We start from the raw sequence: 24,522 nt of genomic DNA on the forward strand, positions 1-24,522 counted from the left end.
TAATACTTGTGGTCTTGGTGGTACTATCACTGTAAACTATACAGTAGCTGATGATTGTGGAAACATAGCTTCTACTTCAGCAACGTTAACTATTGAAGATACAACTGCGCCTGACTTAGCGTTATGTTCAGATGTTTCAGATGAAACTATTGAATGTGATGGCGCTAACAACACTACTTTAGCATCTGATTGGAATGTTGCTAACATCGCGGCTTTACAAACGTGTCCTACGGATAGTTGTGATACGGATGCTAACTACACCGTAACGTCTGATTTCGACTTTAATAACTTTGTGAGTGCTTGTGGTCTTGGTGGTACTATCACTGTAAACTATACAGTAGCGGATGACTGTGGAAATATGGCCTCTACTTCAGCAACCTTAACTATAGAAGATACAACTGCGCCAGACTTAGCGTTATGCTCGGATGTGGCTGATGAAACTATTGAATGTGATGGTAACAATAATAGTACTTTAGCATCTGATTGGAATGCGGCTAATATTGCGGCTTTACAAACGTGTCCTACGGATAGTTGTGATGCAGATGCGAGTTATACCGTAACGTCTGACTTCAACTTTAATAACTTTGTTAGTGCTTGTGGTCTTGGTGGTACAATCACTGTAAACTATACAGTAGCGGATGACTGTGGAAACATAGCCTCTACTTCGGCAACCTTAACTATTGAAGATACGGTTGGTCCAACATTAGTAAGTCAATTAGATTTACCTTCAGATGTTGTTTGTTCTAACATTCCAGAAGTTCCTGAGTTAACTTTTGAAGACAACTGTTCGAACCAAGAAATTGAATTTACTTTTGAAGAAACTTCAACATACACTGGTGAAGAAGAAATGTACACTATTACTTGGATTTGGACTGCAACAGATGAATGTAACAACAGTACAGTAATTACACATAATATTAACGTAATCACTGAAAACTTTATAGAAGAATCATTTATTTCAAGATGTTATGAAGATGGTGAAATTGATCTATACAATGAGCTACCTCTTGGATATGACACTGATATGGAATGGACTGTTGAAACAGACGGAATTTCTATTGCAAATGGAATATTTGATCCTTTAGATGTAGATTTAGGAGACTATGTCTTTACTTATACAACAATTGATAATGGATGCTTAAAAACATTTAGATTAACTGTTAATATTAATGAAGACTGTGTTGTATTACCTTGTGGAAGCTTAGACAGAATCAAAATATCTAAAGCTGTAACACCAAATGGAGATGGTTATAACGAAACATTTAATGTTACAGGAGCTTCTGATTGCGGTTTTGTTGTAGAAGTAAAACTATTTAACAGATTTGGTGATGTGGTTTATGAATCTGATAATTACCAAAATGACTGGAGCGGAGTTTCACCTTCATCTTCAATTGGATCTGCAGGAAGATTACCAAATGGTACTTATTACTATGTAGTAGTACTTAAAGAAAGTGGATTAGACCCAATTGCTGGTCCTATATATTTAGGTTCTAAATAAAAATGCTATTAATGAAAAAACTATCAAAATATGGAATAATTGTATTGTTCTTTTTAGGTTGTTTAGAGATAACTGCTCAACAACTACCTCAATTTACTCAATACATGTTTAATACAATATCCATAAACCCTGCTTATGCAGGCAGTAGAGAAACACTAAGTATTGTTGGTCTACATAGAAGTCAATGGGTTGGTCTTGAAGGAGCTCCTACGACTTCTACTGTATCAATACATTCGCCTTTAAAAAATGAAAAAATTGGGCTAGGTGCTACAGCTATAAATGATGAATTAGGTTATGAAAATTTTGTGTACGTAAATGGAGCTTTTTCTTACACAATTCAAGTATCTGAAAAAACTAAATTAGCATTAGGTTTAAGCGCTGGTTTTATACACTATAGCTTAGATAGAGAAGGATTTTTGGATGATCAAAGTGTATCTCAAGATCCATTTTTTAGCAATTTTACAAACCGTTGGAATCCTAACTTTGGTGCAGGCGCATATTTACATCAAAATCGTTGGTATTTGGGTCTTTCTGCTCCTAGAATTATTAATACAAATTATAACGAGTCTGCTTTAGATCCTAACGTAGATTACATAGCATTAGAACGTGTTGGATATTATTTTACTGGTGGATACGTATTTGATTTAGGTGAAAACACAAAACTAAAGCCTTCTACAGTAGTTAAATTTACAAATGGTGCTCCAATAACTTTTGACTTAAGTGCCCACTTACTATTTAATGAAACGTTTTGGATTGGTGGAAGTTATAGATATAACCAAGATACTTCAACAATCGGAGGATTAGCAGATTTCCAAGTTTCGCCACAAATGAGAATTGGATACGCCTATGAACATTATATAACAGACTTAAGGCCTTACACTGGTGGTACACACGAAATATTATTAATGTTTGAGGTGTTTAAACCAACAAAACGTGTTAAATCTCCAAGATATTTCTAAAGATGAAATTAAATTTTACATACTTAATATTATTTTTTGTTTGTCAGTTTTCAATAGCACAAACAAAAGTTGCAGATAATTTTTTTAGAGACTTTAATTATGATAATGCTGCAGAGCTATACAAAGAAGCTTTAAAAAAAGAAGACAGTACAGAACATATTTTATCAAGACTAGGAGACTGCTACTTTAACATTAGTAAAGTAAAAGAAGCTGCTTTTTGGTATAAAAAAGCTATTGATAAATATCCAAACATTAACTCTGATTATGTATATAAATACATTCAAACTTTAAGAGCTCAAAAGAAATATGAAGAAGCTATTGAATTTGTCAAAATTTTTAACAAGAACAATAAAAAAGATAGACGAATAAAAGATATAGAAAAATTTAATCTAGATACATATTCAGAATTATCAAGCACAGAAAAGGTTTATGTAGAAATTGAAAATTTACCTCTAAATACAAAATATTCAGATTTTGGTAGCTTCGAAAAAGATAATAAATTATACTTCTACTCTACTTGGGTTAAAGATTCTATTACAAATGAAAAAGAATTATACGAACTTAATAATGAACCTTATTTAAATATTTTTGAATCTGAAATTACTATAGAAAACAATAAAAAAGTATTTAGTAATGCAGCAAAATTAAATTCTGAAATCAATACTAAAAATGATCACGAAGGTCTTGTTACCATTACAAATGATGGTAATACAATGTATTTTACCAGAAATAATGTAAATAAAAAGGAAAAAAGAAGATATAATAAAAGTGGATCCTCAAATTTAAAACTTTATAAAGCAACTAAAGTTGATAATACCTGGACAAATATTGAAGAATTACCATTTAATAATGAAAACTTTGACTTTACAGCTCCTACCCTTACTCCTGACAATAAGACTTTAATATTTTCATCAAATATGGATACTGGGTATGGTCAAACAGATTTGTATAAAGTAGCTATAAATGATGATGGTACATTTGGGGAACCAATTAATTTAGGCCCAAAAATAAACACAGAAGGAAACGAAAAATTCCCTTTTGTTGCAAAAGATTCTACTCTATACTTTTCTAGTGATGCTAATATTAACCTAGGTCTTTTAGATATTTTTGAATCTAATATTTTAAAAACAAGTACAAATATTGATGTTAAAAATTTAGGAGCTCCGTTTAATAGTTCTTTTGATGACTTTTGCTATTTCATAGATACAGAAACAAATACAGGTTATTTTTCTTCAAACAGAGAAGGAGGACAAGGCGGAGATGATATTTATGCATTTGGTAAACTTAAATGTGAGCAAATTGTAAAAGGTTTAATTAGAGATGAATTAACTAATGAACTGTTATCTAAAGCTACAGTCTCTTTAATTAATATAGATGGTAAAATCTTAGAAAGATATCAAACAAAAGAAGATGGTTACTACGAATTTAAAATAGATTGCGAGAAAACTTATACTATTTTGGCTGAGAAGCCTATTTACAGACCTGATAAAATAGAGTTTGAATCTACTGCAATTAACCAAGAAGAAACTGAAATTGATTTATCATTAAAACCACTTATCATCGATAATGAGATTGTAATTAATCCAATATTTTTTGACTTTGACAAATCTAATATTAGACCAGATGCTGCTTATGAGTTAGAAAACATAGTTGCTGTTATGAGAGAACATCCAAAAATGGTTATTAAAATCGAATCTCATACAGATAGTCGTGGTAATGATAATTATAATATGAAATTATCTGATAGAAGAGCTAAGTCTACTAGAGATTATTTATTTTCTAGAGGCATAGCAAAAGACCGAATACAAAGCGCTATTGGTTATGGGGAATCTCAAATATTAAATCGTTGCAAAAACGGCGTTAAATGTACAGATGAAGAACATGAAGAAAACAGACGATCAAAATTTATTATAACAAATAATTATAAATAAAAAAAGCCTTCCAAATTGGAAGGCTTTTTTTAACTATTATCCTTTATTATTTTTTTATAAAAATATTTGTAAAATACCATTTGTCGTTAGCATTTTTTTCTGCTGATATCTCAAAATGACTAAAGTCTCCTTCTATGGTTTGTCTATGTCCTTCACTGTTTAACCAAGCATTTACTACAGAATTTGCACTAGAATAACCATATGCAACATTCTCTGACACAGATTGGGCATCTGCATTAGCTTGTAAGTAAGCTTTTCTATTATAAAAGTAGTCATGGTTTACTTCATCAATTTCAATCATATAATCTGTATGAGAATATGCTTGACCTTTAATAACATCAATACTTTCTAAAGGATTTAGTCCTACACTAATTCTGTGCTGATTGATTAATTCTAAAATTTCAATCTCAATAGTTTTAGCTTCAGGGATAACAACATCTTTGTTGCTAACTACATTTTGTTCATCATCTAATGTATCTGTGCTACAAGAAAACAGTGAAATAGTTAAGAAAAAAACAGTAAGTAGGTTAAGTGTTAGTTTCATAGTTTTAGGGTTAAAAATTTAGGGCAACACTAAAATAGAAACTGAAAATCGTTTAATATGTTAAAAAAATGTTAAAATCGATGAAAAACACTCTTTTTAACCTTTTTTATTACACTTAATCGATAAAATTAATAATAAACATGTATTTCATCGGATATTTATGGAGATAATCTTTTCTTAACCCAATCGTAATTTTCTTCTAACGTATATAAAATTCTATCATGTAACCTATTAGGCCTACCTTGCCAAAACTCAATAGAAATTGGTTTAACAATATAACCACCCCAAAATTCTGGTCGTTCTACTTCTTTGTCTTTATATGCTAATTCTAAAGCTTTTAACTTATTTTCTAACACATCTCTACTTTCTACAACTTCACTTTGATTTGAAGCTAACGCACCAAGTTGACTTCCTTTTGGACGAGATTCGAAATAACCATCACTTAAATTTGCTGCTATCTTTTCTGCTTTACCTTTAATAATTATTTGTCTTTCGGCTCCATGCCAAAAAAAAGATAAACAAATATTAGGGTTATTCGCTATTGCTTTTCCTTTTTCGCTTTGATAATTGGTGTAAAATATAAAACCTTCGTAAGTAAATTTTTTAAGAAGTACTACCCTATTTTTTGGGTAACCGTCTAAACCAATAGTAGATACTGTCATGGCATTAGTTTCATCTTGCGGAAAATGTTGGTCTACTTCATTAAACCAAGTTCTGAAGAGTTCTAAAGGGTTTTCTGGTGTGTCTTTTAGGAGTAATTCGCCCTTTTCGTAGGACTTTCGGTAATTGCTTAAATCTTTTTCCATAAATTTAATTTGAATGTAAATTTACAAGATTTAAATTTTAAATGTTAGTAGGTAATTTGTATTTCGGCTAAAATTCGAAAACTTTTCCATCTTCAGCTAATTCTACATTGTTAAAAATAGTCTGAGCTTCTATTTTAAAATCTAGTAGATTATCATATCTAGTTGAATAGTGTCCTAATATCAACTGCTCTACGTTGGCTAATTTGGCTATTGTTGCGGCTTGTACAGCTGTACTGTGCTTTGTTGGAGCTGCTAGCTTTGCATGTTTTTCTAAAAATGTAGATTCATGATAAAGCGCTGTAGCATTTTTTATAATAGGCACTAAAGCTTCGTTATAAGCTGTATCACTACAAAATGCATAACTTTTTGGTTGTGGTGCTGGTAAAGTTACCGTTTGGTTTTTTACTATTTCTCCTTTTTTATTTGGTACATCTGCACCTTGTTTTAATTTACGATAATATGCTACGTCAATATCTTCATTAAGCACTGCATTCATATCCAACTTGCGTTCTCCCATTTTTTCTTTAAATAAAAAACCGTTGGTATATATGCGATGGTCTAATGGTATTGTATGTACTTCTACTTTTTCGTCTTCAAAAATAAGCTCTGATGATGTTGAAGTTAGCTCATGAAAGTATAAATTATAGTTAGTCCAAGACTGGGCTAACTTCATTTGTAATACAATGACTTCTTTTAATCCTTTTGGTGCGTGAATATGTAAATCTGCTTCACGACCTAATAATCTAAATGTAGATATTAAGCCTACTAAACCAAAAAAATGATCGCCGTGCAAATGAGAAATAAAGATATGCTTTATGCGGTTAAATTTTATTTTATGTTTACGCAATTGTACTTGTGTTCCTTCTCCACAATCAATTAAAAATAAATGATTTTTAATTTCTAAAACTTGAGATGTAGGATTTGTAAAAGTACGTGGTGTTGCGCTGTAACAGCCTAAAATATTTAACTTCATAAGTTGAATTTAAAATCCTAGATCGCGCTCCATTTCTTCCATTTCAATAATATCGTGTGCTTCTTGAAGTGTTGGCACTATTACTATTTCTTCTGGAGTTTTATCTACATCTATACCTTCATTTACAATCACAAAAGAATGTTTTGCTGCACGATGTTGATTAGAAACTCTTAAAAACTCTATAATTTGTTCTAAAGGAATAGGTTTTATTGTATTTAAATTAACAATGATGTTATTGTTTTTAAATTTTGGATAAAGAGCCTCTATTTTTTTTACTAATTCTATAACCGAAGCATTTTCTTGGGTTATGGTTGTTATGTTTTCGTTTTGATCTATAATCATAACTTAATTTTTAATTTTTGAAGCTAAAAGATAGATTACAGCCATTCTTACAGCTACACCATTTTGGACTTGGTCTAAAATTATAGCTTGCTTTGAGTCTGCAACATCACTAGTAATCTCTACACCACGATTTATTGGTCCTGGATGCATGATTGTTATTTCTTTATCTAAGCTGTCTAATAACTCTTTATTAACTCCAAACTGTTGGGTATATTCTCTTGTAGAAGGGAAATAACTAATATCCATACGCTCGTTTTGTACACGCAACATATTTGCTACATCACACCAATTTAAAGCTTTACGAAGGTTGGTTTCTACCTTTACTCCTAACTTATCAATATGTTTTGGCAATAATGTTTTAGGTCCACAAACCATTACGTTTGCGCCTTGAAGTTTTAAAGCAAAAATATTTGATAAAGCCACACGACTATGCAAAATATCTCCTACAATAACTACATTTTTTCCTTTTACACTACCTAATCTTTCTCTAATAGAATACGAATCTAAAAGCGCTTGTGTTGGATGCTCATGCGCACCATCTCCTGCATTTACAATTGCTGCGTCTACATGTTTTGACAAAAAAACACCTGCACCAGGATTAGGGTGACGCATTACTACCATATCTACTTTCATAGATAGGATATTATTTACTGTATCTATTAAGGTTTCTCCTTTTTTTACTGAAGATTGTCCTGCTGAAAAGTTAATGACATCTGCTGATAGTCTTTTTTCTGCTAACTCAAAAGACAGTTTTGTACGTGTTGAATTTTCAAAAAAAAGATTAGCTATAGTTATATCTCTTAGCGAAGGTACTTTTTTTATAGGCCTATTAATAACCTCTTTAAAATGATCTGCTGTTTTAAAAATAAGCTCTATATCTTCTTCTTTAAGATATTTAATACCTAGTAAGTGATTAACACTTAATTCGCTCATAGTTTAATTATTTATAAGATATACTGTGTCTTCTTCTTCGTTTTCTTTCCAATGCACTTTAACTTTTTCATTGTTAATGGCATCTACTTGTCTTCCTCTGTAATCTGGTTGTATTGGTAAATGTCTACTAAAACGTCTGTCTATGAGTGTTAACAACTCTATTTCTGTAGGTCTACCAAAACTTTGTATTGCTGTTAATGCAGCACGAATACTGCGTCCTGTATATAATACATCGTCAATAAAGACTACTTTTTTGTCTTCTACTACAAAGTTGATTTCTGTCTTATTTGCTTCTAAAGGTTTATCACTTCTTCTAAAATCATCTCTATAAAACGTAATATCTAAATGCCCTAATTGAAGATTTTTGACTTTATATTCTTTGGTTAAAATTTCAGCTAACCTATTTGCTAAAAATTTTCCTCTGGGCTGAATTCCTATTAAAACAGTATCTAAAAAGTCGTTATGATTTTCGATAAGTTGACAAGCCAATCTGTGAAGAATGATGTTTATTTCGGTTGCATTAAGTAGCACTCTTTGACTCATAGTGTTTTCCAAACGGGTTTGGTTAACAAAGGTAAAGTAAAATATGATAAGTTAAAAGGTGTTTTTTATATAAAAAAAGCCTCTCAAAAATTGAGAGGCTTTTAAATTATATAAAATTAAGTAAGATTACTTACCGTCCATTTTATCTTTTAATGCTTGTAAAGCTTCGTTTGCATCACCTAAAGTTGGTTTTGCTTCTGCAGCTTGAGCTTCTGCTTTTTTAGCAGCAGCTTTTACGTTAGCAATCTCTTCTTCTTTAAATACAGCAGTATGAGATGCTACAACACGCTTAAATTCTTTATTAAATTCAATAATTTTAAATTCAGCAGTGTCACCTTTCTTAAGCATTTTTCCGTCTTCTTTTTCCATGTGACGAGATGGTACAAATGCAACGATGTCTTCGTTAAACTCAATTGTAGCTCCTTTATCTACTACGTCTGCAATTTCTGCAGTATGAGTAGTACCTAAAGCAAATTCAGATTCGTATTTGTCCCAAGGGTTTTCTGTAGTTTGTTTGTGACCTAAAGATAATTTACGTCCTTCAACATCTAATTCTAATACAACTACATCTAACTTATCGCCAACGTTACAGAACTCTGATGGATGTTTTATTTTCTTAGTCCAAGATAAATCTGAGATATAAATTAATCCGTCAATACCTTCTTCTAATTCTACAAATACTCCAAAGTTAGTAAAGTTACGTACAGTACCAGTATGTCTAGAACCTACAGGATACTTTGTAGTAATATCTGTCCATGGATCTGGTGTTAATTGCTTAATACCAAGAGACATTTTACGGTCTTCTCTATCTAATGTTAAGATTACTGCTTCTACTTCGTCACCAACGTTAACAAAGTCGTTAGCAGAACGTAAGTGGGTAGACCAAGACATTTCAGATACGTGTACTAAACCTTCTACACCTTCTGCAACTTCGATAAATGCACCGTAATCTGCGATTACAACTACTTTACCTTTTACTTTGTCACCTACAGCAACTTCTTCTCCTAATGCATCCCAAGGATGTTTAGATAATTGCTTAAGACCTAATTGGATTCTTGACTTATCTTCATCAAAGTCTAAGATTACAACGTTTAATTTTTGGTCTAACTCAACGATTTCGTTTGGATGGTTGATACGAGACCATGATAAGTCTGTAATATGGATTAATCCATCTACACCACCAAGGTCAATAAATACACCGTAAGATGTGATGTTTTTAACAACACCTTCTAATACTTGGCCTTTTTCTAATTGACCAATAATTTCTTTCTTTTGCTCTTCAATATCTGCTTCGATAAGCGCTTTATGAGAAACAACAACGTTTTTAAATTCGTGGTTAATTTTTACCACTTTAAATTCCATTGTTTTATTTACGTACTGATCGTAATCTCTAATTGGCTTAACATCAATTTGAGAACCTGGTAAGAATGCTTCGATACCAAAAACATCTACAATCATACCTCCTTTAGTACGACACTTAACAAAACCGTTTACGATTTCGCCAGTTTCGTGAGCTTTGTTTACTCTATCCCAAGCTTTAATCACACGAGCTTTACGGTGAGATAATACTAATTGTCCTGTTGCGTCTTCACGAACATCAATTAATACTTCTACCTTGTCTCCTACTGCTAAATTTGGGTTGTATCTAAACTCGTTTAAAGAAATAACACCTTCTGACTTAGCGTTAATGTCAATAATAGCATCACGATCTGTAATGTGTACTACTTCACCTTCTACTACTTCGTCATCTAATGTGTCAACAAAGTTTTCTGATACTAATTTTTCAAATTCTTTTAATTGAGAATCTTCAACTTCATCAATACCTTCTTGGTAATTGTGCCAGTTAAACTCTTTTAAGAATTTTTCAGGGTTTTTTTGTGCTTCAGATACTTCTGGAGCGTTGTTTTGTTTTGCTTCAGTTGCTTCAACCTTTGCGTCTTGTGCTTTTTCAGCCATTTAATTAAAATTGCAATGTTTTTTCTCGCTTTCGCGGAAAGAAAACACTGTGTTTGTATTCTGTGATATTTTGGATTAATTAAGCGATATACCAACAGAAGCGTTAAATTTATTTTTCTTAATTTCCTTTTAAAAATCCAATTCTCGCTAAAAGGAGTGCAAAAATACTACATTTTAGCCATTTTGCCTAATTTTTTTAAAAATTAATTAACTGATTATCAATACACTTTAAATTTGTGTAAACAATAATAAAACAATGTTTTTAATCGGTAATTTTAAACACTTAGTCGATACAGTAAATTTACTTAACCTTTTGTTTAAAAGAACTATTGTTATATTTCATATCTTTATTTAAGAATTAACAATTAAAACTATTTATATGGCAGTTAAAGAAAAATATCAAAGCGTATTAGATTTAGGAGAAAAGTTAAATATCCAAAACGGAGATGTCTGGGTTGAAGACGGAATTTTAAAAGTAAAAGGTACTGCTAATACGCAATACGAAAAAAACTTAATTTGGGACGAAATTAAAGCTGTTTCTGGTGAAGAAGCTCCAACAGATATTAAGGCTAATATTACTGTTGCAGATGAAAGTATTTATGCAAAACATACTGTAAAAAGTGGTGATACATTAGGTAAAATAGCAAAGCATTATTACGGAAATGCTGGAAAATACACAGCAATTTTTGAGGCTAATAAGGACATTTTAAATAATCCTGATGTGATACATCCTGATCAAGAACTTAAAATTCCTAATTTATAAAATTATAAATTGAGAATAAAAAAGCGAACCTTTTGGTTCGCTTTTTTATTTAAAAGGATATCTTATTTATTTAAAGTTTCTTCCACTAGGTTTAGAATCTTTTTAAATTGTTCATCTAAAGTTAAGTTAGAATTATCTATTTCTATAGCATCTTCTGCTTTTACTAAAGGAGAATTTTCACGGTTAGAGTCTATATAATCACGCTCTCTAACATTTTTAAGCACATCTTCATACGTTATATCATCTCCTCTTTCTATTAATTCGTCATAACGTCTTTGTGCTCTAGTTTCGGCAGATGCAGTCATAAACAATTTTAGCTCTGCATTAGGAAAAACTACGGTTCCAATATCACGACCATCCATAACAACACCTTTATCTTTACCCATTTGATGTTGTTGTTTTACTAATTGGTAACGTACTTCTGGTATTGCTGCTACTTTACTTACATAGCTTGATACTTCAAGTGTGCGTATTTGCTTTTCAACATTTTTTCCATTTAAATATACTTCTGCAAAACCTAGATTTGGATTAAACTTAAAACTAATTTCTACGTTACTTAAGTTTGATACTAAAGCGACAACATCAAAATGATCTTTGTCAATCCATCCATTTTGCATAGTATACAACGTTACAGCTCTGTACATAGCGCCAGAGTCTACATATATATAACCTAAGTGTTTTGCTAATTGTTTTGCTACTGTACTTTTTCCTGTTGAAGAAAATCCGTCTATAGCGATTGTTATTTTTTGCACGTTTTAACTTTTAGGCTTCAAAAATAGGGATTAAAATTGATTAAAAAAGATTATGTTTTATTTAAACATCTTTGCATAATTGTTAAACTGAATAAGAAATAACACGCACTTCCTTAATTTGAATTATATTTATCCTTAAATATTAAAACTTATGACTTTTTTCAATAAAATAAAATGGACTCTTGGTATTTTAATGGTTTTTGTTTTAATCGTAACCACAAATCTTATTGACAGAAACAACTTTGTGCGCGTAAAAGACTCTGTAGTGTCTATTTACGAAGATAGACTTGTTGCTAAAAACTTAATTTTAGAGTTTTCAAATTCTATACATAAAAAAGAAGTTGCAGTTGCATTATCAGATTCTACTTTTTTTAAAGTTTCTAATAAAGAAGAAAATAAAAATATAGAAAACCTTATTTCTAAATTTGAAGCTACCAAACTTACTAAAGAAGAAAGTAAAACTTTTAGTAATCTAAAAGAAAACTTACAACAATTAAATAATACAGAATCTAAATATGTTACTTCTAACTTTTCTAGCAAAGAAGACATGTTTAAACAAATAGCTAAGATTAAGAAGAATTTAGATGATCTATCTAAAATTCAACTTTTAGAAGGAAGTAAACAATTGTCAATTAGTAAAAAAGCTATAGATTCGGTTGAATTATTTACACAAATAGAAATTTACTTATTAATATTTCTTGCTATAGTAATACAAATAATTGTGATGTATAATCCAAAAAAAGAAGACAATTAAACACTACTGTAAGTCTATATGCAAACCAAAAAAGTTTGCATCTGTAGCTGCTGTATATTTAGCATGTGTATAACTAAAACGAAGCTTGTTAATTTTTACTGCAAAACCAGCAGATAAACCAGAAAAGTTACGCTGATCAACAACACGAAGCTCTTCTGCTCTTCTAAAATTATATCCTAAACGAATATTAAAACCTTTATCAGGAAATAACTCTGCACCAATAATTGTGTGTCTTAGCACATTATTAAAAAAGCCTACATTTTCTTGCGTTTGATTACCTTCTAAATCTGTGGTTGCTCTTGCTGGATTAGAAACACCGATTGGCCACTCTTGAAGATTTTCAAAAGTAAGATGCCAACGTAACGGGATGTTTTCTAACGTTTGACTTAAGCCAATATTTACTTCTAATGGTAAAGACTCTTGTAAACCTGCGTAGGTTGTGATTTGTGTTCCTAAATTTCTTACTACAAGTGTTGCTTGAAATTCTAAATCTTCATCTATATAAAGTAAGCCTAAATCTGTAGCTATACCAAATGAATTATATTGTTCTAAACGAGACGTTATAAATTTTAAATTTCCTCCAAAATAAAAATCACTATACCCTATTTGTAAAGCATAACCTAAAGATAATGCGGCTTCGCTACCTGTAAAGGTTCCTGTAGGATTACCTTGCTCATCATAACCATCAAAATCTCCATAATTAATATATGTTACACCTGCATGAAAAGTTTGCGTACGCCTATCCCATGTGTAAGCGTATGCTGCTGTACCATAATTAATACCACCTAAATAACTGCTGTAATTAAGTGCAAATTGATTATCCATATTTACATTAATAGTAGACGGATTATAAAGTGCTTGTGTTACATCGTAATCTACATTAGTTAACACTTTACCTCCAAGAGCAGCTTGACGTGGTGATGCAATTAAATTTAAAAATTGGTAAGTAGATTGTCCACCTAATTGCGAAAAGCAATACGTGCTAAAAAGGCAAGCAGTAAACAGGACAACTTTTTTAAACATAAGGTTGCAAAGTAAATAAATCTCTTTTAAAACGTAGTTATAGTTGATTTATTTTTTAGCATAATTTTATTTAAAAATATCTATTATTAATTTCAATGTTTAAGCAATAAAAAAAGCTACCTAAAAAAGGTAGCCTTTACATTATTTTTCAATTTGAAATTATAGCGTTTTTGCGTTTTTGACTTTTTGATTTGTTATTGCTATATCTATAACGTCTCTCATATCTGTAACATAGTGAAATGTTAAACCTTTTAAGTATTCTGGTTTAATTTCTTCTATATCTCTTCTGTTGTCTTCGCATAATAAAATCTCTTTAATTCTAGCGCGTTTTGCTGCAAGAATTTTCTCTTTAATTCCACCAACAGGTAACACTTTGCCTCTAAGTGTAATTTCTCCTGTCATAGCTAAACTTTTCTTTACTTTTTTTTGCGTAAACAAAGACACTAAGGATGTAAGCATTGTTACACCTGCACTTGGTCCATCTTTTGGCGTTGCACCTTCTGGGACATGAATGTGAACGTTATATTTATCAAAAACATCTGAGTTGATGTTTAAATCTTCGGCATGAGATTTTATGTATTCCATTGCGATTGTTGCCGATTCTTTCATGACTTTACCTAAGTTACCAGTAATATTTAAAGCGCCTTTTCCTTTAGACAAGATAGATTCTATAAACAAAATATCACCACCAACTCTTGTCCAAGCTAATCCAGTAACAACACCTGCAACGTTGTTGTTTTCGTATTTATCACGTTCTAATTTTGGTCCACCAAGTACATCTATAACATCTTCGTTTGTAACTTTAATATTGTACTCTTCTTCCATAGCAATATTTTTTGCTGCGTGACGCACCATTTTTGCTATTTGTTTTTCTAGACCACGTACACCAGATTCGCGTGTGTAACCTTCAACAATTTTTTCTAATTGCGGCTTACCAATTTTTAAATCTTTATCAGTTAAACCGTGTTCTTTTAACTGTTTAGGTAGTAAGTGACGTTTTGCTATTTCAACTTTTTCTTCGATAGTATAACCTGTAACGTTAATAATTTCCATACGATCTCTTAACGCTGGCTGAATGGTATTTAAACTATTTGAAGTAGCTATAAACATTACTTTTGATAGATCGTAACCCATTTCTAAGAAGTTATCATGAAACTCGCTATTTTGTTCTGGATCCAAAACTTCTAACAATGCAGAAGATGGATCGCCTTGATGCGAATTTGATAGTTTATCAATTTCATCTAAAACAAACACAGGATTTGAAGTTCCTGCTTTTTTAAGACTTTGAATAATACGACCTGGCATTGCACCAATATACGTTTTACGATGACCTCTGATTTCTGCCTCGTCACGTAATCCTCCTAAACTCATACGCACGTATTCTCTACCTAAAGCTTCTGCAATAGATTTTCCTAAGGATGTTTTACCAACTCCTGGAGGACCGTAAAGACAGATGATTGGCGACTTCATATCATTACGTAGTTTTAAAACTGCTAGATGCTCTATGATACGTTTTTTAACATCGTCTAAGCCATAATGGTCACGATCTAATATTTTTTGTGCACGTTTTAAGTCAAATTTATCTTTGCTAAACTCATTCCAAGGTAAATCTAAAAACAGGTCTAAATAGTTACGTTGAATAGAATACTCGGCAACCTGCGGATTCATGCGTTGCATTTTTGATAATTCTTTTTCAAAATGCTTTGCTACTTTCTCGTCCCAGTTTTTAGATTTGGCACGAGTTTTCATTTCTTCTATTTCTTCAGCATTTCCGCCACCAAGTTCTTCTTGAATGGTTTTTAATTGCTGATTTAAGAAGTATTCACGCTGTTGCTGATTTAAATCGCTTTGTACTTTTGATTGAATATCGTTTTTTAACTCTAGTTTTTGAAGCTCGATATTCATATAACGTAACGTCTCTAAAGCTCGATCTTTTAAATCGTTTATCTCTAATAGTTTTTGCTTTTCTTCAACAGATAAATTCATATTTGAAGACACAAAATTGATTAAAAACGATTCGCTTTCTATATTTTTTATAGCAAAAGTCGCTTCAGTAGGAATATTTGGACTATCCTTTATAATTTGAACTGCTAAATCCTTAATGCTTTCAATAATTGCATTAAATTCTTCGTTTTTAACAGCTGGTGTAGCTTGTGCTACTTCTTTTACTGTTGCTTTAATATAAGGATCTTCGGTTAGAACTTGGTCTATCGCAAAACGCTTTTTACCTTGAATAATCACGGTTGTGTTTCCGTCAGGCATTTTAAGCACTTTTAAAATACGAGCTACAGTACCTGTTTGATGAATATCGGTAGTTTTTGGGTCTTCTACATCTTCGTCTTTTTGTGCCACAACACCTATTACTTTTCCGCCTTTATTAGCGTCGTTTATAAGTTTGATAGACTTGTCTCTTCCTGCTGTAATAGGAATAACGACACCTGGAAAAAGTACTGTATTACGCAAAGAAAGTATTGGTAAACTTTCTGGTAATTCTTCTTTATTAATTTTTTCTTCGTCTTCAGGAGTCATCAATGGAATTAATTCTGAGTTTTCATCAAAATCCTGCAATGACAAACTGTCAAGTGATATAAAATTAGATTTTTTCATAAGTATATTTTGAGTCAAAATGTCATTAAAAAGTAATGGTTTCGACTTTTATAGTTTTAAATTGAATTATTCAAATCCTATAAAACATTGATATACTAGCTATTAATGTTAAATTAGAATGCAATAACATTATATAAATTTCAATTAACGTGCCACTTCTTTATTCCTTTTAAAAAGTTGAAACTTTAAAATTGAAAAGAATTTTGAAAATTTTTTAAAGAAAGTGTAACAATGATTATTAAATTAACTCTTTATAATAAACCATCACATTTTTGACACTAACTAATCATAATACTGAACAACTTGTTATGCTTTGTGTATCTGGTAACCAAAAAGCCCAAATGGAGCTTTACAACAGGTATTACAAAGGATTGTATAACACGTCGTACAGAATTGTAAATGACAGTTTTGAAGCTGAAGATATTATGCAAGAATCATTTATCACGGCATTTTCAAAATTAGATAGTTTAAAAGATAAAAAGACCTTTGGTGGCTGGTTAAAGCGTATTGTAATTAATAACAGCATACAAGCTTATAATAAAAATAATAAGCAACACGATGTCGCTTTAGATGATGTGCTTTATAAAGTTGAAGACCATCAAGGTATTGATACAACTGTTGAAATAACAAACATAAAAGTGCAACAAGTATTAGAAGCTTTAAATCTTTTAAAATCTAATTACAAAGTGGTCTTAACCCTAAATTTAATTGAAGGTTACGATTATGAAGAAATTGGAGACGTAATGAATATTAGTTACGCTAATTGCAGAACTATGATATCTAGAGCCAAAGACAGTTTAAGAAAAAAATTAGAACAATTAAATTAATTGTTATGAGTAAAGATAATTTAGAACATTTATTTAAAAACTTAGAAGGACAATTTGATGTAGAAACACCAAAAAACGGTCATGAAGCACGTTTTTTAGAAAAATTAAATGCATTAGAAAACACCAAAACTATTGCACAAAAAGATTCTAAAACGTACTGGAAACCTTTATTAGCTGTAGCAGCTTCTATTGTTCTAATTATTTCTATAAGTTTTGGTGTGCAAGCTAAAGAACAACCTAAAGATTTAGCTAGTGTATCACCAGAAATGGCAGAAACACAACAGTTTTTTACCAATGCTATTGCTTTTGAAGTTAACAAATTAAAAGCAGAACAAACCCAAGAAACTAAAACAATTATTAACGACGCCTTAAAACGTCTAAACGAACTAGAAAAAGAATACGACAACCTTAAAATTAGCTTACAAGAAAGTGGCGAAGATCAACTAGTTATTTATGCTATGATCACCAACTTTCAAAACAGAATAGACATTTTAAAAACAACATTACAATATATTGAAGACCAAAAAGAACTTAAACAAAATAACTATGAAACTACTATATAAACTAACATTACTGCTACTCTTACCTGCAGCTATTTTTGCTAATAATGATAATGATTGGAAAGGTAAACACACCAAGAAAAAAACTATAAAAAAAGAATATAACGTCTCTAAAGACGCTACGTTAAAAATAGATAATCGTTATGGCAACCTTGATGTTGTTACTTGGAACGAAAACCGAATTGTTTTTGAAATCACTATTACTACTAACGGTAATGACGAGGACAAAGTACAAGATAAATTAGATGATATTGATGTAAATTTTTCTGCGACTTCAAACTATGTCTCTGCAGAAACACAAATTGGTAAATCTAAAAGCAAATCTTGGTGGAATTGGGGCAACAGCAACAATGTTAACATTCAAATTAACTACCTAGTAAAAATACCAATTACTAATAATGTAGATTTAAATAATGACTACGGAAGCATACTTCTTGGAACATTACAAGGTCACGCAACCATTAATTGTGACTACGGAAAAATTACCACAAAAGAGCTTTTAGCAGACAATAATAATATCTCTTTTGACTATACAAACAATTGCTATTTTGAATATATAAAAAGCGGAAAAATAAACGCAGATTATAGCGGGTTTACCGTTGCTAAAGCTAAAAAAATAGACATTGTTGCAGATTACACCAATTCGTTAGTAGAAATTGCTGAAGATGTCTCGTACAACTGTGATTACGGAAGTTTACGCGTTAATAACGTCAATAATTTTTCAGGAAATGGTGACTATTTAACCGTAGTTTTAGGTGATGTCTATAAAAACGTCAATATAGAAGCCGATTACGGTTCAATAAAAATTGGAAAAATGACTAAAAATGCTGGTAATGTATCTATAGACTCAGATTACGTAGGCATTAAAATAGGTATTGACAACGATTACAGTTTTGATTTTGAAATTGACTTAGATTATGGTGGATTAAACGGTGATGATGATAGTTTTGAATTCAATATGAAAAGTGAACGCTCTACAAGTAAATACTATAAAGGGTATAAAAACACTAAAAATTCTGGTAATTTAATTACTATAAAATCAGACTACGGAAGCGTATCTTTCGATAATAAATAATAACATTAATCATAAAACCATATACAATGAAATCTTTAAAAATCACATTATTATTAGCAATTGCGCTAGTTAGTATTAACACTGCATGTGCCCAATGGGGAAACAAAAAAGTAAGAGGTAACGGAGATGTTACTACCATTACCAGAACAACATCTAGCTATGACAACGTAAAATTAGCAGGTTGGATGGATTTTGAATTAGTTAAAGGTAAAGAAGGTAAAATAACCCTAGAAGGAGAAAGCAACTTATTAGATTATATCATTACAGAATCTGAAGGAAACAGCTTAATAATAAAAATAAAAAACAATATTAACCTTAAGCCTACTAGCAATAAAGGAATAAAAATTACTATACCTTTTACAGATATTAACAAAGTAACACTATCTGGTTCTGGAGATGTTACTTGTAATACTACAATAAAATCAAGTAATTTTGAAACACGTCTTTCTGGTTCTGGAGATATTACATTAGATATCAATGCAAATGACACCGAAGTAGTTGTAACTGGTTCTGGAGATATTAACCTATCCGGAAAAACAGAAAAATTAGAAGTGTCTGTAACAGGATCTGGAGATTTTGATGGAGGAAATTTAAGCGCAAATTACACAGAAGCTAAAGTAACAGGATCTGGAGATATCGTTGTTGTTGCCAATAAAGAGATTGAAGCAAGAGTCACAGGATCTGGAGATATAGAATATAAAGGCAATCCAGAAAAAGTATCAAAAAAAGTAACTGGTTCTGGTGATATTAGTAATTAAAAACTATAGTTAGTATAAATAAAAAAGCCACTATTTAAATAGTGGCTTTTTTATGTTTCTTATATATTACTAATTTACTTTTTGCCATATAGATTCTGCTACAATATCTATTTCTGTTTCAAATCCGTTATTAGACTGCAATGTTGTTTGATTTTGAGAAAATGTTAGCGTTTGCCCATCTGCACTAATGCTATAATTGCTAGTTTGATTATCCTCAAAAGCAGATTGATCTACACCTTCAAATGAAAAATCAAAAAAAGCACCTTCTGTAGTAATCTCATTACCGTCTGTTGTGTAAGATCCTGATCCTGTAACATCTGTTAATGTTAGATTATCTTGTTGAGAAATTCCTCCAGCCTCAATAAATGTATCATAACTATAACTACCTGTTGTAGTAAATTCAGTTTCAGTAAAAGTAACCTGATAATCTGTTGAAGTAGAACTTACTAATATTTCTGTTATCATATCTCCGGAAGGAAGAGTAGCAGAATTTAGCATATCTACATCAAAACTAACAAGATCCCAAGTTCCTACTAAATCTGTATTATTAGAACTGTTATTGCTATTATTTATACTATTAATAGACTCTTGGTCATAATCCAAAGGTTCATTTTCACAAGTAAAAGCAGACAATAAAATAAATAGTGACAGGAAAGGTAAAAGTGATTTTTTCATTATAAAAATTAGTTGATTGTTATACAAACATAAAAAATTATTCTAGTTTTTGTTGTTTTAACACCCTAAAAAGTAATATAATACCTATTAAAAAGAATATAAATAAGAATAAAATTGAATTACGCATACTTCCTGTAATCTGATCTATTGTTCCATAAATAATCATTCCTATAACGATACCTATTTTTTCTGCAACGTCAAAAAAGCTAAAATAGGATGTTGTATCTTTTGTTTCTGGTAAAAACTTAGAGTATGTAGATCTTGCTAAACTTTGTATACCACCCATAACAAATCCTACACAACTCGCTGCAATGTAAAATTGTATTGGTGTTTCCATAAAATAGGCATAAAAGCATAAACCCATCCAAATAAAATTAATTACTATAAGTGTTTTTATATTTCCAAATTTTGAGGATGCTCTTGAGGTTAAAACAGCTCCAACAATAGCTATGACTTGAATAATTAATATACTACTTATTAATCCCATTGTCTTAGCATCATCGCTTCCCCAATTAATTTCTTCTTCTCCAAAATATACAGCAACTAACATAATAGTTTGTACAGCCATACTAAACACAAAAAATGCTTGTAAATATTTTTTAAGCAATCTATTTTGTTTTAAAGCTTTCCAAACCACTTTTAGTTCTTTAAAACCATCTAAGACAACTTCTTTGGTTACTTTATGACCTTTAGATGTTCCTTTTGGTAACCAATAAAAGCTATACTGACTAAAACCAATCCACCAGATTCCAACCATGACAAAAGAATAGCGCATCATATCCATTTTTTGACCATCTTCTGCAGTCATAACCATTATTAAATTGATTATTAACAATATAACACTGCCTATATAACCTAAACTAAATCCTTTAGCACTTATACTATCTTGTTGTTCAGGAAAAGCAATGTCTGGTAAATAAGAATTATAAAACACCAAACTTCCCCAATAACCAATTAATCCCATAAAATAGAACAGAAGACTAATGTAAATATGATCTAAACTAAAAAAATATAATCCTATACAGCCTAATCCACCTACATAGCAGAAAAACTTAAGAAAGTTTTTTTTATTACCAACATAATCTGCTATTCCAGATAAAATTGGAGATGTAAAAGCAACAACCAAAAAAGTAAAAGCTGTAATAAAAGTAATTAACGCAGTGCTCTTAAACTCAAATCCAAAAGCATTTACAACTTTGTGGGTTTGATTTATAAATAATGCCGAATAAAATATTGGAAATATAGATGAAGCTATTGTTAAAGTATAAACCGAATTTGCCCAATCATAAAATGCCCAAGCATTAAGTAGTTTTTTACTTCCTTTTTGAAGGTTTTCCATTTGATTTTTAGTTAGGTTATGCTTAAAAAAAAAGCTGTTCTTAATAAGAACAGCTCCGAAAGTAATTAAAATATTTTTATTCTCAATTAGTATTTTCCTAAAGGTCTAAAACTAGACACACCAAATTTTTTAGCTTCAGCTTTTGCTTGAGGCGCTAATGCTGTTAAATTATCTATTCTTGATTCATTAGCTGGATGTGTACTTAATATTTCTGGTGGTGCTTGTCCTCCACTCGCTTGTGCCATACGCTTCCATAACTCTGCTCCTTCCTCTGGATTATAGCCAGCTATTGCTGTTAAATATAATCCTATACGGTCTGCTTCAGTTTCATGACTTCTACTAAAAGGTAGCATTAATCCTACTTGAGATCCTACTCCATAATATTGGTTAAAAGCATTTCTTGTTTGTTCATCTTTTATAGCAACATTACCTGCAACAGCTCCTACTTGTTGTAACATACCAGCACTCATACGTTGTTGACCATGATTTGCTAATGCATGCGCTACTTCGTGCCCCATGATTACTGCTATAGCTGTTTCATTTTCTGCAACTGGTAAAATTCCTGTATAAAATGCAATTTTACCTCCTGGCATAGCCCAAGCATTAACCACATCTTCTTGTATTAAATTATATTCCCATTTATAGTCATTTAAATATCCTGGTTTTCCGTTAGCATTTAACCAACGTTCTGCAGCAACAGCAATACGTTGTCCTACACGTTTAATCATTTCAGACTGTTGTGTTCCAGTAACAACTTTACCTTCAGAAAGTACTTGATTATACTGAGCAAAAGAAGTAGGAAACAATTGAGAGTTTGGTATTAATGCTAATGTCTTTTTTCCTGTAAAAGGATTTGTAGCACAAGAAACTGCCATTAATACTAAAAATGTAAGTGAAGCAATTATTTTATTAATTTTCATAGTTGAAATTTTAAATTCAATCTAATGTACAAAATCTTTCACAAAAATCACTTTAAGCTATGTTAGTATCGTCTTAATGTTTTCGATTAAAAGTCATAAAAATCTGCTAAAATGAAGCTTTGTAATGTCTTAATAATTTAAACGACTTATCTTTAATAAAAACTATGATTATGAAAAAAATAGCTCTACTACTTGTTGTTACCTTAATGTTTAGTTGTAAATCTAAAGGTCAAGACAAAGACGAAAAAAAATCTTTTTCGGTAAGTAAAACTGACTCGCAATGGAAAGCAGAACTTACAGATATGGAATACTATGTTTTAAGAGAAGCCGGAACAGAACGTGCGTTTTCAAGTCCTTTAAATAATGAATACAGATCAGGTACTTTTCATTGTGCTGCTTGTAACACACCTTTATTTAAAAGTGAAAATAAATTTGATTCTGGTACAGGTTGGCCAAGTTTTGATCAAGAAATTAAAGGTAATGTTGCCTTTAGCACTGATTATGACTTAGGATATGCAAGAACCGAAGAACATTGCGCGACTTGTGGTGGTCACTTAGGTCATGTTTTTAATGATGGGCCTAAAGATACTACAGGAAAAAGACATTGTATTAATGGTGTAGCGTTAGACTTTGTTCCAGAAAAATAATCTTTATTTTACGGTTTAAATTTATTCTTATAAGGTCTTATAATTAAACGTGCTTCACGGTCAAACCTAACATAATTATAAACCCAATTTATAAAAACAACAAGTCGGTTTCTAAAACCTATTAAGAAAAATAGGTGAACAAACATCCAAACAAACCAAGCAAAAACACCTTGGAATTTAAATTTTGGTAAATCAACAACTGCTTTGTTTCGACCAACAGTTGCCATACTTCCTTTGTCTATATACTTAAAAGGTTTTAGAGGCTTGTTTTCTATTAAACGTAATAAATTATCACCTAAGTGTTTACCTTGTTGTATGGCTGGTTGCGCCATCATTGGATGCCCATAAGGTGTTTGATCTGTTGTCATTTGGGCTACATCTCCAATAGCAAAAATATTATTAAAACCTTTTACTTGATTAAACTCGTTAACCTGTATTCTATTACTTTTAGACAATAATTCTTCTCCATCAATACCATTAATTGCAGCACCTTTAACTCCTGCAGCCCAAATAACCGTTTCTGCTTCAAAAGTTAAATCACTGTTTGTAGTAACCACATTACCATCATAACCAGTAACTCTAACGTTTTTCCAAACATGCACACCTAAATCTTCAAGAAAATCTTCTGCTTTTTTAGAAGCTTTTTCGCTCATTTCTTTTAATATTCTATCTCCTGATTGTACTAAATTAATCTGTACAGTTCTGGTGTCTAAATCTGGATAATCTTTAGGTAAAATCCCTTTTTTAATTTCTGCTAAAGCGCCTGCAAGCTCTACTCCTGTTGGTCCTGCTCCTACAATTACAAAATTCATTAAAGCATTTCTTTCATGTAAATTTGAAGTTAATAGTGCGTCTTCAAAATTTTCAAGAATTAAGCTTCTTAAGTTTAAAGATTGAGGTATGGTTTTCATTTCCATACTATTATCTTCAATAGATTTATTTCCGAAGAAGTTAGTTTTAGAGCCTGAGGCAACTACTAGATAATCAAATTTTAAACTTCCAATATTGCTAATTACTTTACATTTTTCAGTATCAATTTCTGAAACATCTGCTAACCTAAAATAAAAGTTTGGAAAATCTTTTAATATTTTTCTTATTGGGTACGCAATAGAATCAGGTTCTAATCCTCCTGTAGACACCTGATAAAGAAGTGGTTGAAAATTGTGATAGTTATGTTTGTCTAACAACACAACTTGTAATTCTTTTTTAGATAATTTCTTTGCTAATGCTACACCAGCAAATCCGCCTCCAATAATTACAACTCGCGGAAAACTAGATTTTGGAATATTCATAGATATAAACTTATTACAAAGGTAGTAAAAGTTATAATTTTTGAG

The 24,522-nt window shown here is 31.0% G+C and carries 24 protein-coding genes; 10 read left to right on the plus strand and 14 right to left on the minus strand.

Annotation, left to right across the window (positions count from 1 at the left end; genetic code table 11):
• The 3 genes from WA340_RS11480 to WA340_RS11490 form a co-directional block, all read left to right on the plus strand.
• A partial coding sequence (locus WA340_RS11480; protein WP_336129162.1) for a gliding motility-associated C-terminal domain-containing protein occupies positions 1 to 1,498 on the plus strand: 1,498 nt, incomplete at its 5' end.
• A gap of 11 nt (positions 1,499 to 1,509) precedes the next feature.
• A complete protein-coding gene (locus tag WA340_RS11485; protein ID WP_336129163.1) occupies positions 1,510 to 2,457 on the plus strand; it encodes a PorP/SprF family type IX secretion system membrane protein in 948 nt (315 codons plus the stop codon).
• Between the two features lie 2 nt (positions 2,458 to 2,459).
• Positions 2,460 to 4,388: an OmpA family protein gene (locus WA340_RS11490; RefSeq protein WP_336129164.1), complete on the plus strand. Its 1,929-nt coding sequence runs from the start codon at positions 2,460 to 2,462 to the stop codon at positions 4,386 to 4,388.
• Between the two features lie 46 nt (positions 4,389 to 4,434).
• On the opposite strand, the gene WA340_RS11495 is transcribed toward WA340_RS11490, so the two are convergent.
• From WA340_RS11495 to rpsA, 7 genes are all read right to left on the minus strand, one after another.
• Positions 4,435 to 4,932 carry a CAP domain-containing protein gene (locus WA340_RS11495; protein ID WP_336129165.1) on the minus strand — a complete coding sequence of 166 codons (498 nt, stop codon included), beginning with the start codon at positions 4,930 to 4,932 and terminating at the stop codon, positions 4,435 to 4,437.
• Positions 4,933 to 5,090: 158 nt separating this feature from the next.
• The gene (gene pdxH / locus WA340_RS11500; protein ID WP_336129166.1) at positions 5,091 to 5,738 is read right to left on the minus strand and encodes a pyridoxamine 5'-phosphate oxidase; all 648 of its coding nucleotides are present in this window, start codon (positions 5,736 to 5,738) and stop codon (positions 5,091 to 5,093) included.
• Between the two features lie 67 nt (positions 5,739 to 5,805).
• Positions 5,806 to 6,711 carry a ribonuclease Z gene (locus tag WA340_RS11505; RefSeq protein WP_336129167.1) on the minus strand — a complete coding sequence of 302 codons (906 nt, stop codon included), beginning with the start codon at positions 6,709 to 6,711 and terminating at the stop codon, positions 5,806 to 5,808.
• 9 nt (positions 6,712 to 6,720) lie between these two features.
• Positions 6,721 to 7,053, minus strand: coding sequence for a ribonuclease Z (locus WA340_RS11510; protein ID WP_106678333.1), 333 nt, complete (start codon positions 7,051 to 7,053; stop codon positions 6,721 to 6,723).
• Between the two features lie 3 nt (positions 7,054 to 7,056).
• A complete protein-coding gene (locus WA340_RS11515) occupies positions 7,057 to 7,986 on the minus strand; it encodes an aspartate carbamoyltransferase catalytic subunit (RefSeq protein ID WP_106678334.1) in 930 nt (309 codons plus the stop codon).
• 3 nt (positions 7,987 to 7,989) lie between these two features.
• Positions 7,990 to 8,529: a bifunctional pyr operon transcriptional regulator/uracil phosphoribosyltransferase PyrR gene (pyrR, locus tag WA340_RS11520; RefSeq protein WP_027879961.1), complete on the minus strand. Its 540-nt coding sequence runs from the start codon at positions 8,527 to 8,529 to the stop codon at positions 7,990 to 7,992.
• A gap of 126 nt (positions 8,530 to 8,655) precedes the next feature.
• Positions 8,656 to 10,485 (minus strand): 30S ribosomal protein S1, encoded by a 1,830-nt coding sequence (rpsA, locus tag WA340_RS11525; protein WP_027879960.1) that lies wholly within the window; start codon positions 10,483 to 10,485, stop codon positions 8,656 to 8,658.
• Positions 10,486 to 10,864: 379 nt separating this feature from the next.
• Here rpsA and WA340_RS11530 point away from each other — a divergent pair, with 379 nt between their 5' ends.
• On the plus strand, positions 10,865 to 11,248 hold the full coding sequence (locus tag WA340_RS11530) for a LysM peptidoglycan-binding domain-containing protein (protein ID WP_336129168.1): 384 nt from the start codon (positions 10,865 to 10,867) through the stop codon (positions 11,246 to 11,248).
• 62 nt (positions 11,249 to 11,310) lie between these two features.
• Here WA340_RS11530 and cmk read toward each other — a convergent pair whose 3' ends face one another.
• Positions 11,311 to 12,000, minus strand: coding sequence for a (d)CMP kinase (gene cmk / locus WA340_RS11535; RefSeq protein ID WP_336129169.1), 690 nt, complete (start codon positions 11,998 to 12,000; stop codon positions 11,311 to 11,313).
• 151 nt (positions 12,001 to 12,151) lie between these two features.
• On the opposite strand from cmk, the gene WA340_RS11540 reads away from it, so the two are divergent.
• Entirely contained in the window at positions 12,152 to 12,754 is a 603-nt protein-coding gene (locus WA340_RS11540; protein WP_336129170.1) for an MCP four helix bundle domain-containing protein, read from the plus strand.
• A gap of 3 nt (positions 12,755 to 12,757) precedes the next feature.
• Here WA340_RS11540 and porQ read toward each other — a convergent pair whose 3' ends face one another.
• Positions 12,758 to 13,777 (minus strand): type IX secretion system protein PorQ, encoded by a 1,020-nt coding sequence (porQ, locus tag WA340_RS11545; protein ID WP_106678342.1) that lies wholly within the window; start codon positions 13,775 to 13,777, stop codon positions 12,758 to 12,760.
• A 159-nt stretch (positions 13,778 to 13,936) separates the two neighbouring features.
• Positions 13,937 to 16,384 (minus strand): endopeptidase La, encoded by a 2,448-nt coding sequence (gene lon / locus WA340_RS11550; RefSeq protein ID WP_336129171.1) that lies wholly within the window; start codon positions 16,382 to 16,384, stop codon positions 13,937 to 13,939.
• A 272-nt stretch (positions 16,385 to 16,656) separates the two neighbouring features.
• Here lon and WA340_RS11555 point away from each other — a divergent pair, with 272 nt between their 5' ends.
• The 4 genes from WA340_RS11555 to WA340_RS11570 are packed head-to-tail and all read left to right on the plus strand — an operon-like array spanning position 16,657 to position 19,604.
• Positions 16,657 to 17,211 (plus strand): RNA polymerase sigma factor, encoded by a 555-nt coding sequence (locus tag WA340_RS11555; protein ID WP_223076637.1) that lies wholly within the window; start codon positions 16,657 to 16,659, stop codon positions 17,209 to 17,211.
• A gap of 5 nt (positions 17,212 to 17,216) precedes the next feature.
• Complete coding sequence (locus WA340_RS11560) at positions 17,217 to 17,774, plus strand: hypothetical protein (protein ID WP_336129172.1); 558 nt, start codon at positions 17,217 to 17,219, stop codon at positions 17,772 to 17,774.
• Entirely contained in the window at positions 17,758 to 18,846 is a 1,089-nt protein-coding gene (locus WA340_RS11565; protein WP_336129173.1) for a hypothetical protein, read from the plus strand. The genes WA340_RS11560 and WA340_RS11565 overlap by 17 nt, the downstream gene beginning before the upstream one ends.
• Before the next feature lie 26 nt (positions 18,847 to 18,872).
• A complete protein-coding gene (locus tag WA340_RS11570) occupies positions 18,873 to 19,604 on the plus strand; it encodes a head GIN domain-containing protein (protein ID WP_336129174.1) in 732 nt (243 codons plus the stop codon).
• A gap of 69 nt (positions 19,605 to 19,673) precedes the next feature.
• Here WA340_RS11570 and WA340_RS11575 read toward each other — a convergent pair whose 3' ends face one another.
• The 3 genes from WA340_RS11575 to WA340_RS11585 all read right to left on the minus strand — a co-directional run bounded on the left by WA340_RS11575 (position 19,674) and on the right by WA340_RS11585 (position 22,538).
• On the minus strand, positions 19,674 to 20,279 hold the full coding sequence (locus WA340_RS11575) for a hypothetical protein (protein ID WP_106678355.1): 606 nt from the start codon (positions 20,277 to 20,279) through the stop codon (positions 19,674 to 19,676).
• Between the two features lie 37 nt (positions 20,280 to 20,316).
• Positions 20,317 to 21,618 (minus strand): MFS transporter, encoded by a 1,302-nt coding sequence (locus WA340_RS11580; protein WP_336129175.1) that lies wholly within the window; start codon positions 21,616 to 21,618, stop codon positions 20,317 to 20,319.
• A gap of 86 nt (positions 21,619 to 21,704) precedes the next feature.
• On the minus strand, positions 21,705 to 22,538 hold the full coding sequence (locus tag WA340_RS11585; RefSeq protein WP_336129176.1) for a M48 family metallopeptidase: 834 nt from the start codon (positions 22,536 to 22,538) through the stop codon (positions 21,705 to 21,707).
• Between the two features lie 170 nt (positions 22,539 to 22,708).
• Between WA340_RS11585 and msrB the strand changes: the two genes are divergently transcribed.
• On the plus strand, positions 22,709 to 23,185 hold the full coding sequence (msrB, locus tag WA340_RS11590; RefSeq protein WP_336129177.1) for a peptide-methionine (R)-S-oxide reductase MsrB: 477 nt from the start codon (positions 22,709 to 22,711) through the stop codon (positions 23,183 to 23,185).
• An 8-nt stretch (positions 23,186 to 23,193) separates the two neighbouring features.
• Here the strand turns inward: msrB and WA340_RS11595 are convergent, their stop codons facing one another.
• Positions 23,194 to 24,477 carry an NAD(P)/FAD-dependent oxidoreductase gene (locus WA340_RS11595; RefSeq protein WP_223076629.1) on the minus strand — a complete coding sequence of 428 codons (1,284 nt, stop codon included), beginning with the start codon at positions 24,475 to 24,477 and terminating at the stop codon, positions 23,194 to 23,196.
• Between the last annotated feature and the right edge of the window lie 45 nt (positions 24,478 to 24,522).

The organism is Mesoflavibacter sp. CH_XMU1422-2 (assembly GCF_037029245.1).
In the GTDB taxonomy this organism is placed as follows: Bacteria; Bacteroidota; Bacteroidia; order Flavobacteriales; family Flavobacteriaceae; genus Mesoflavibacter; species Mesoflavibacter zeaxanthinifaciens.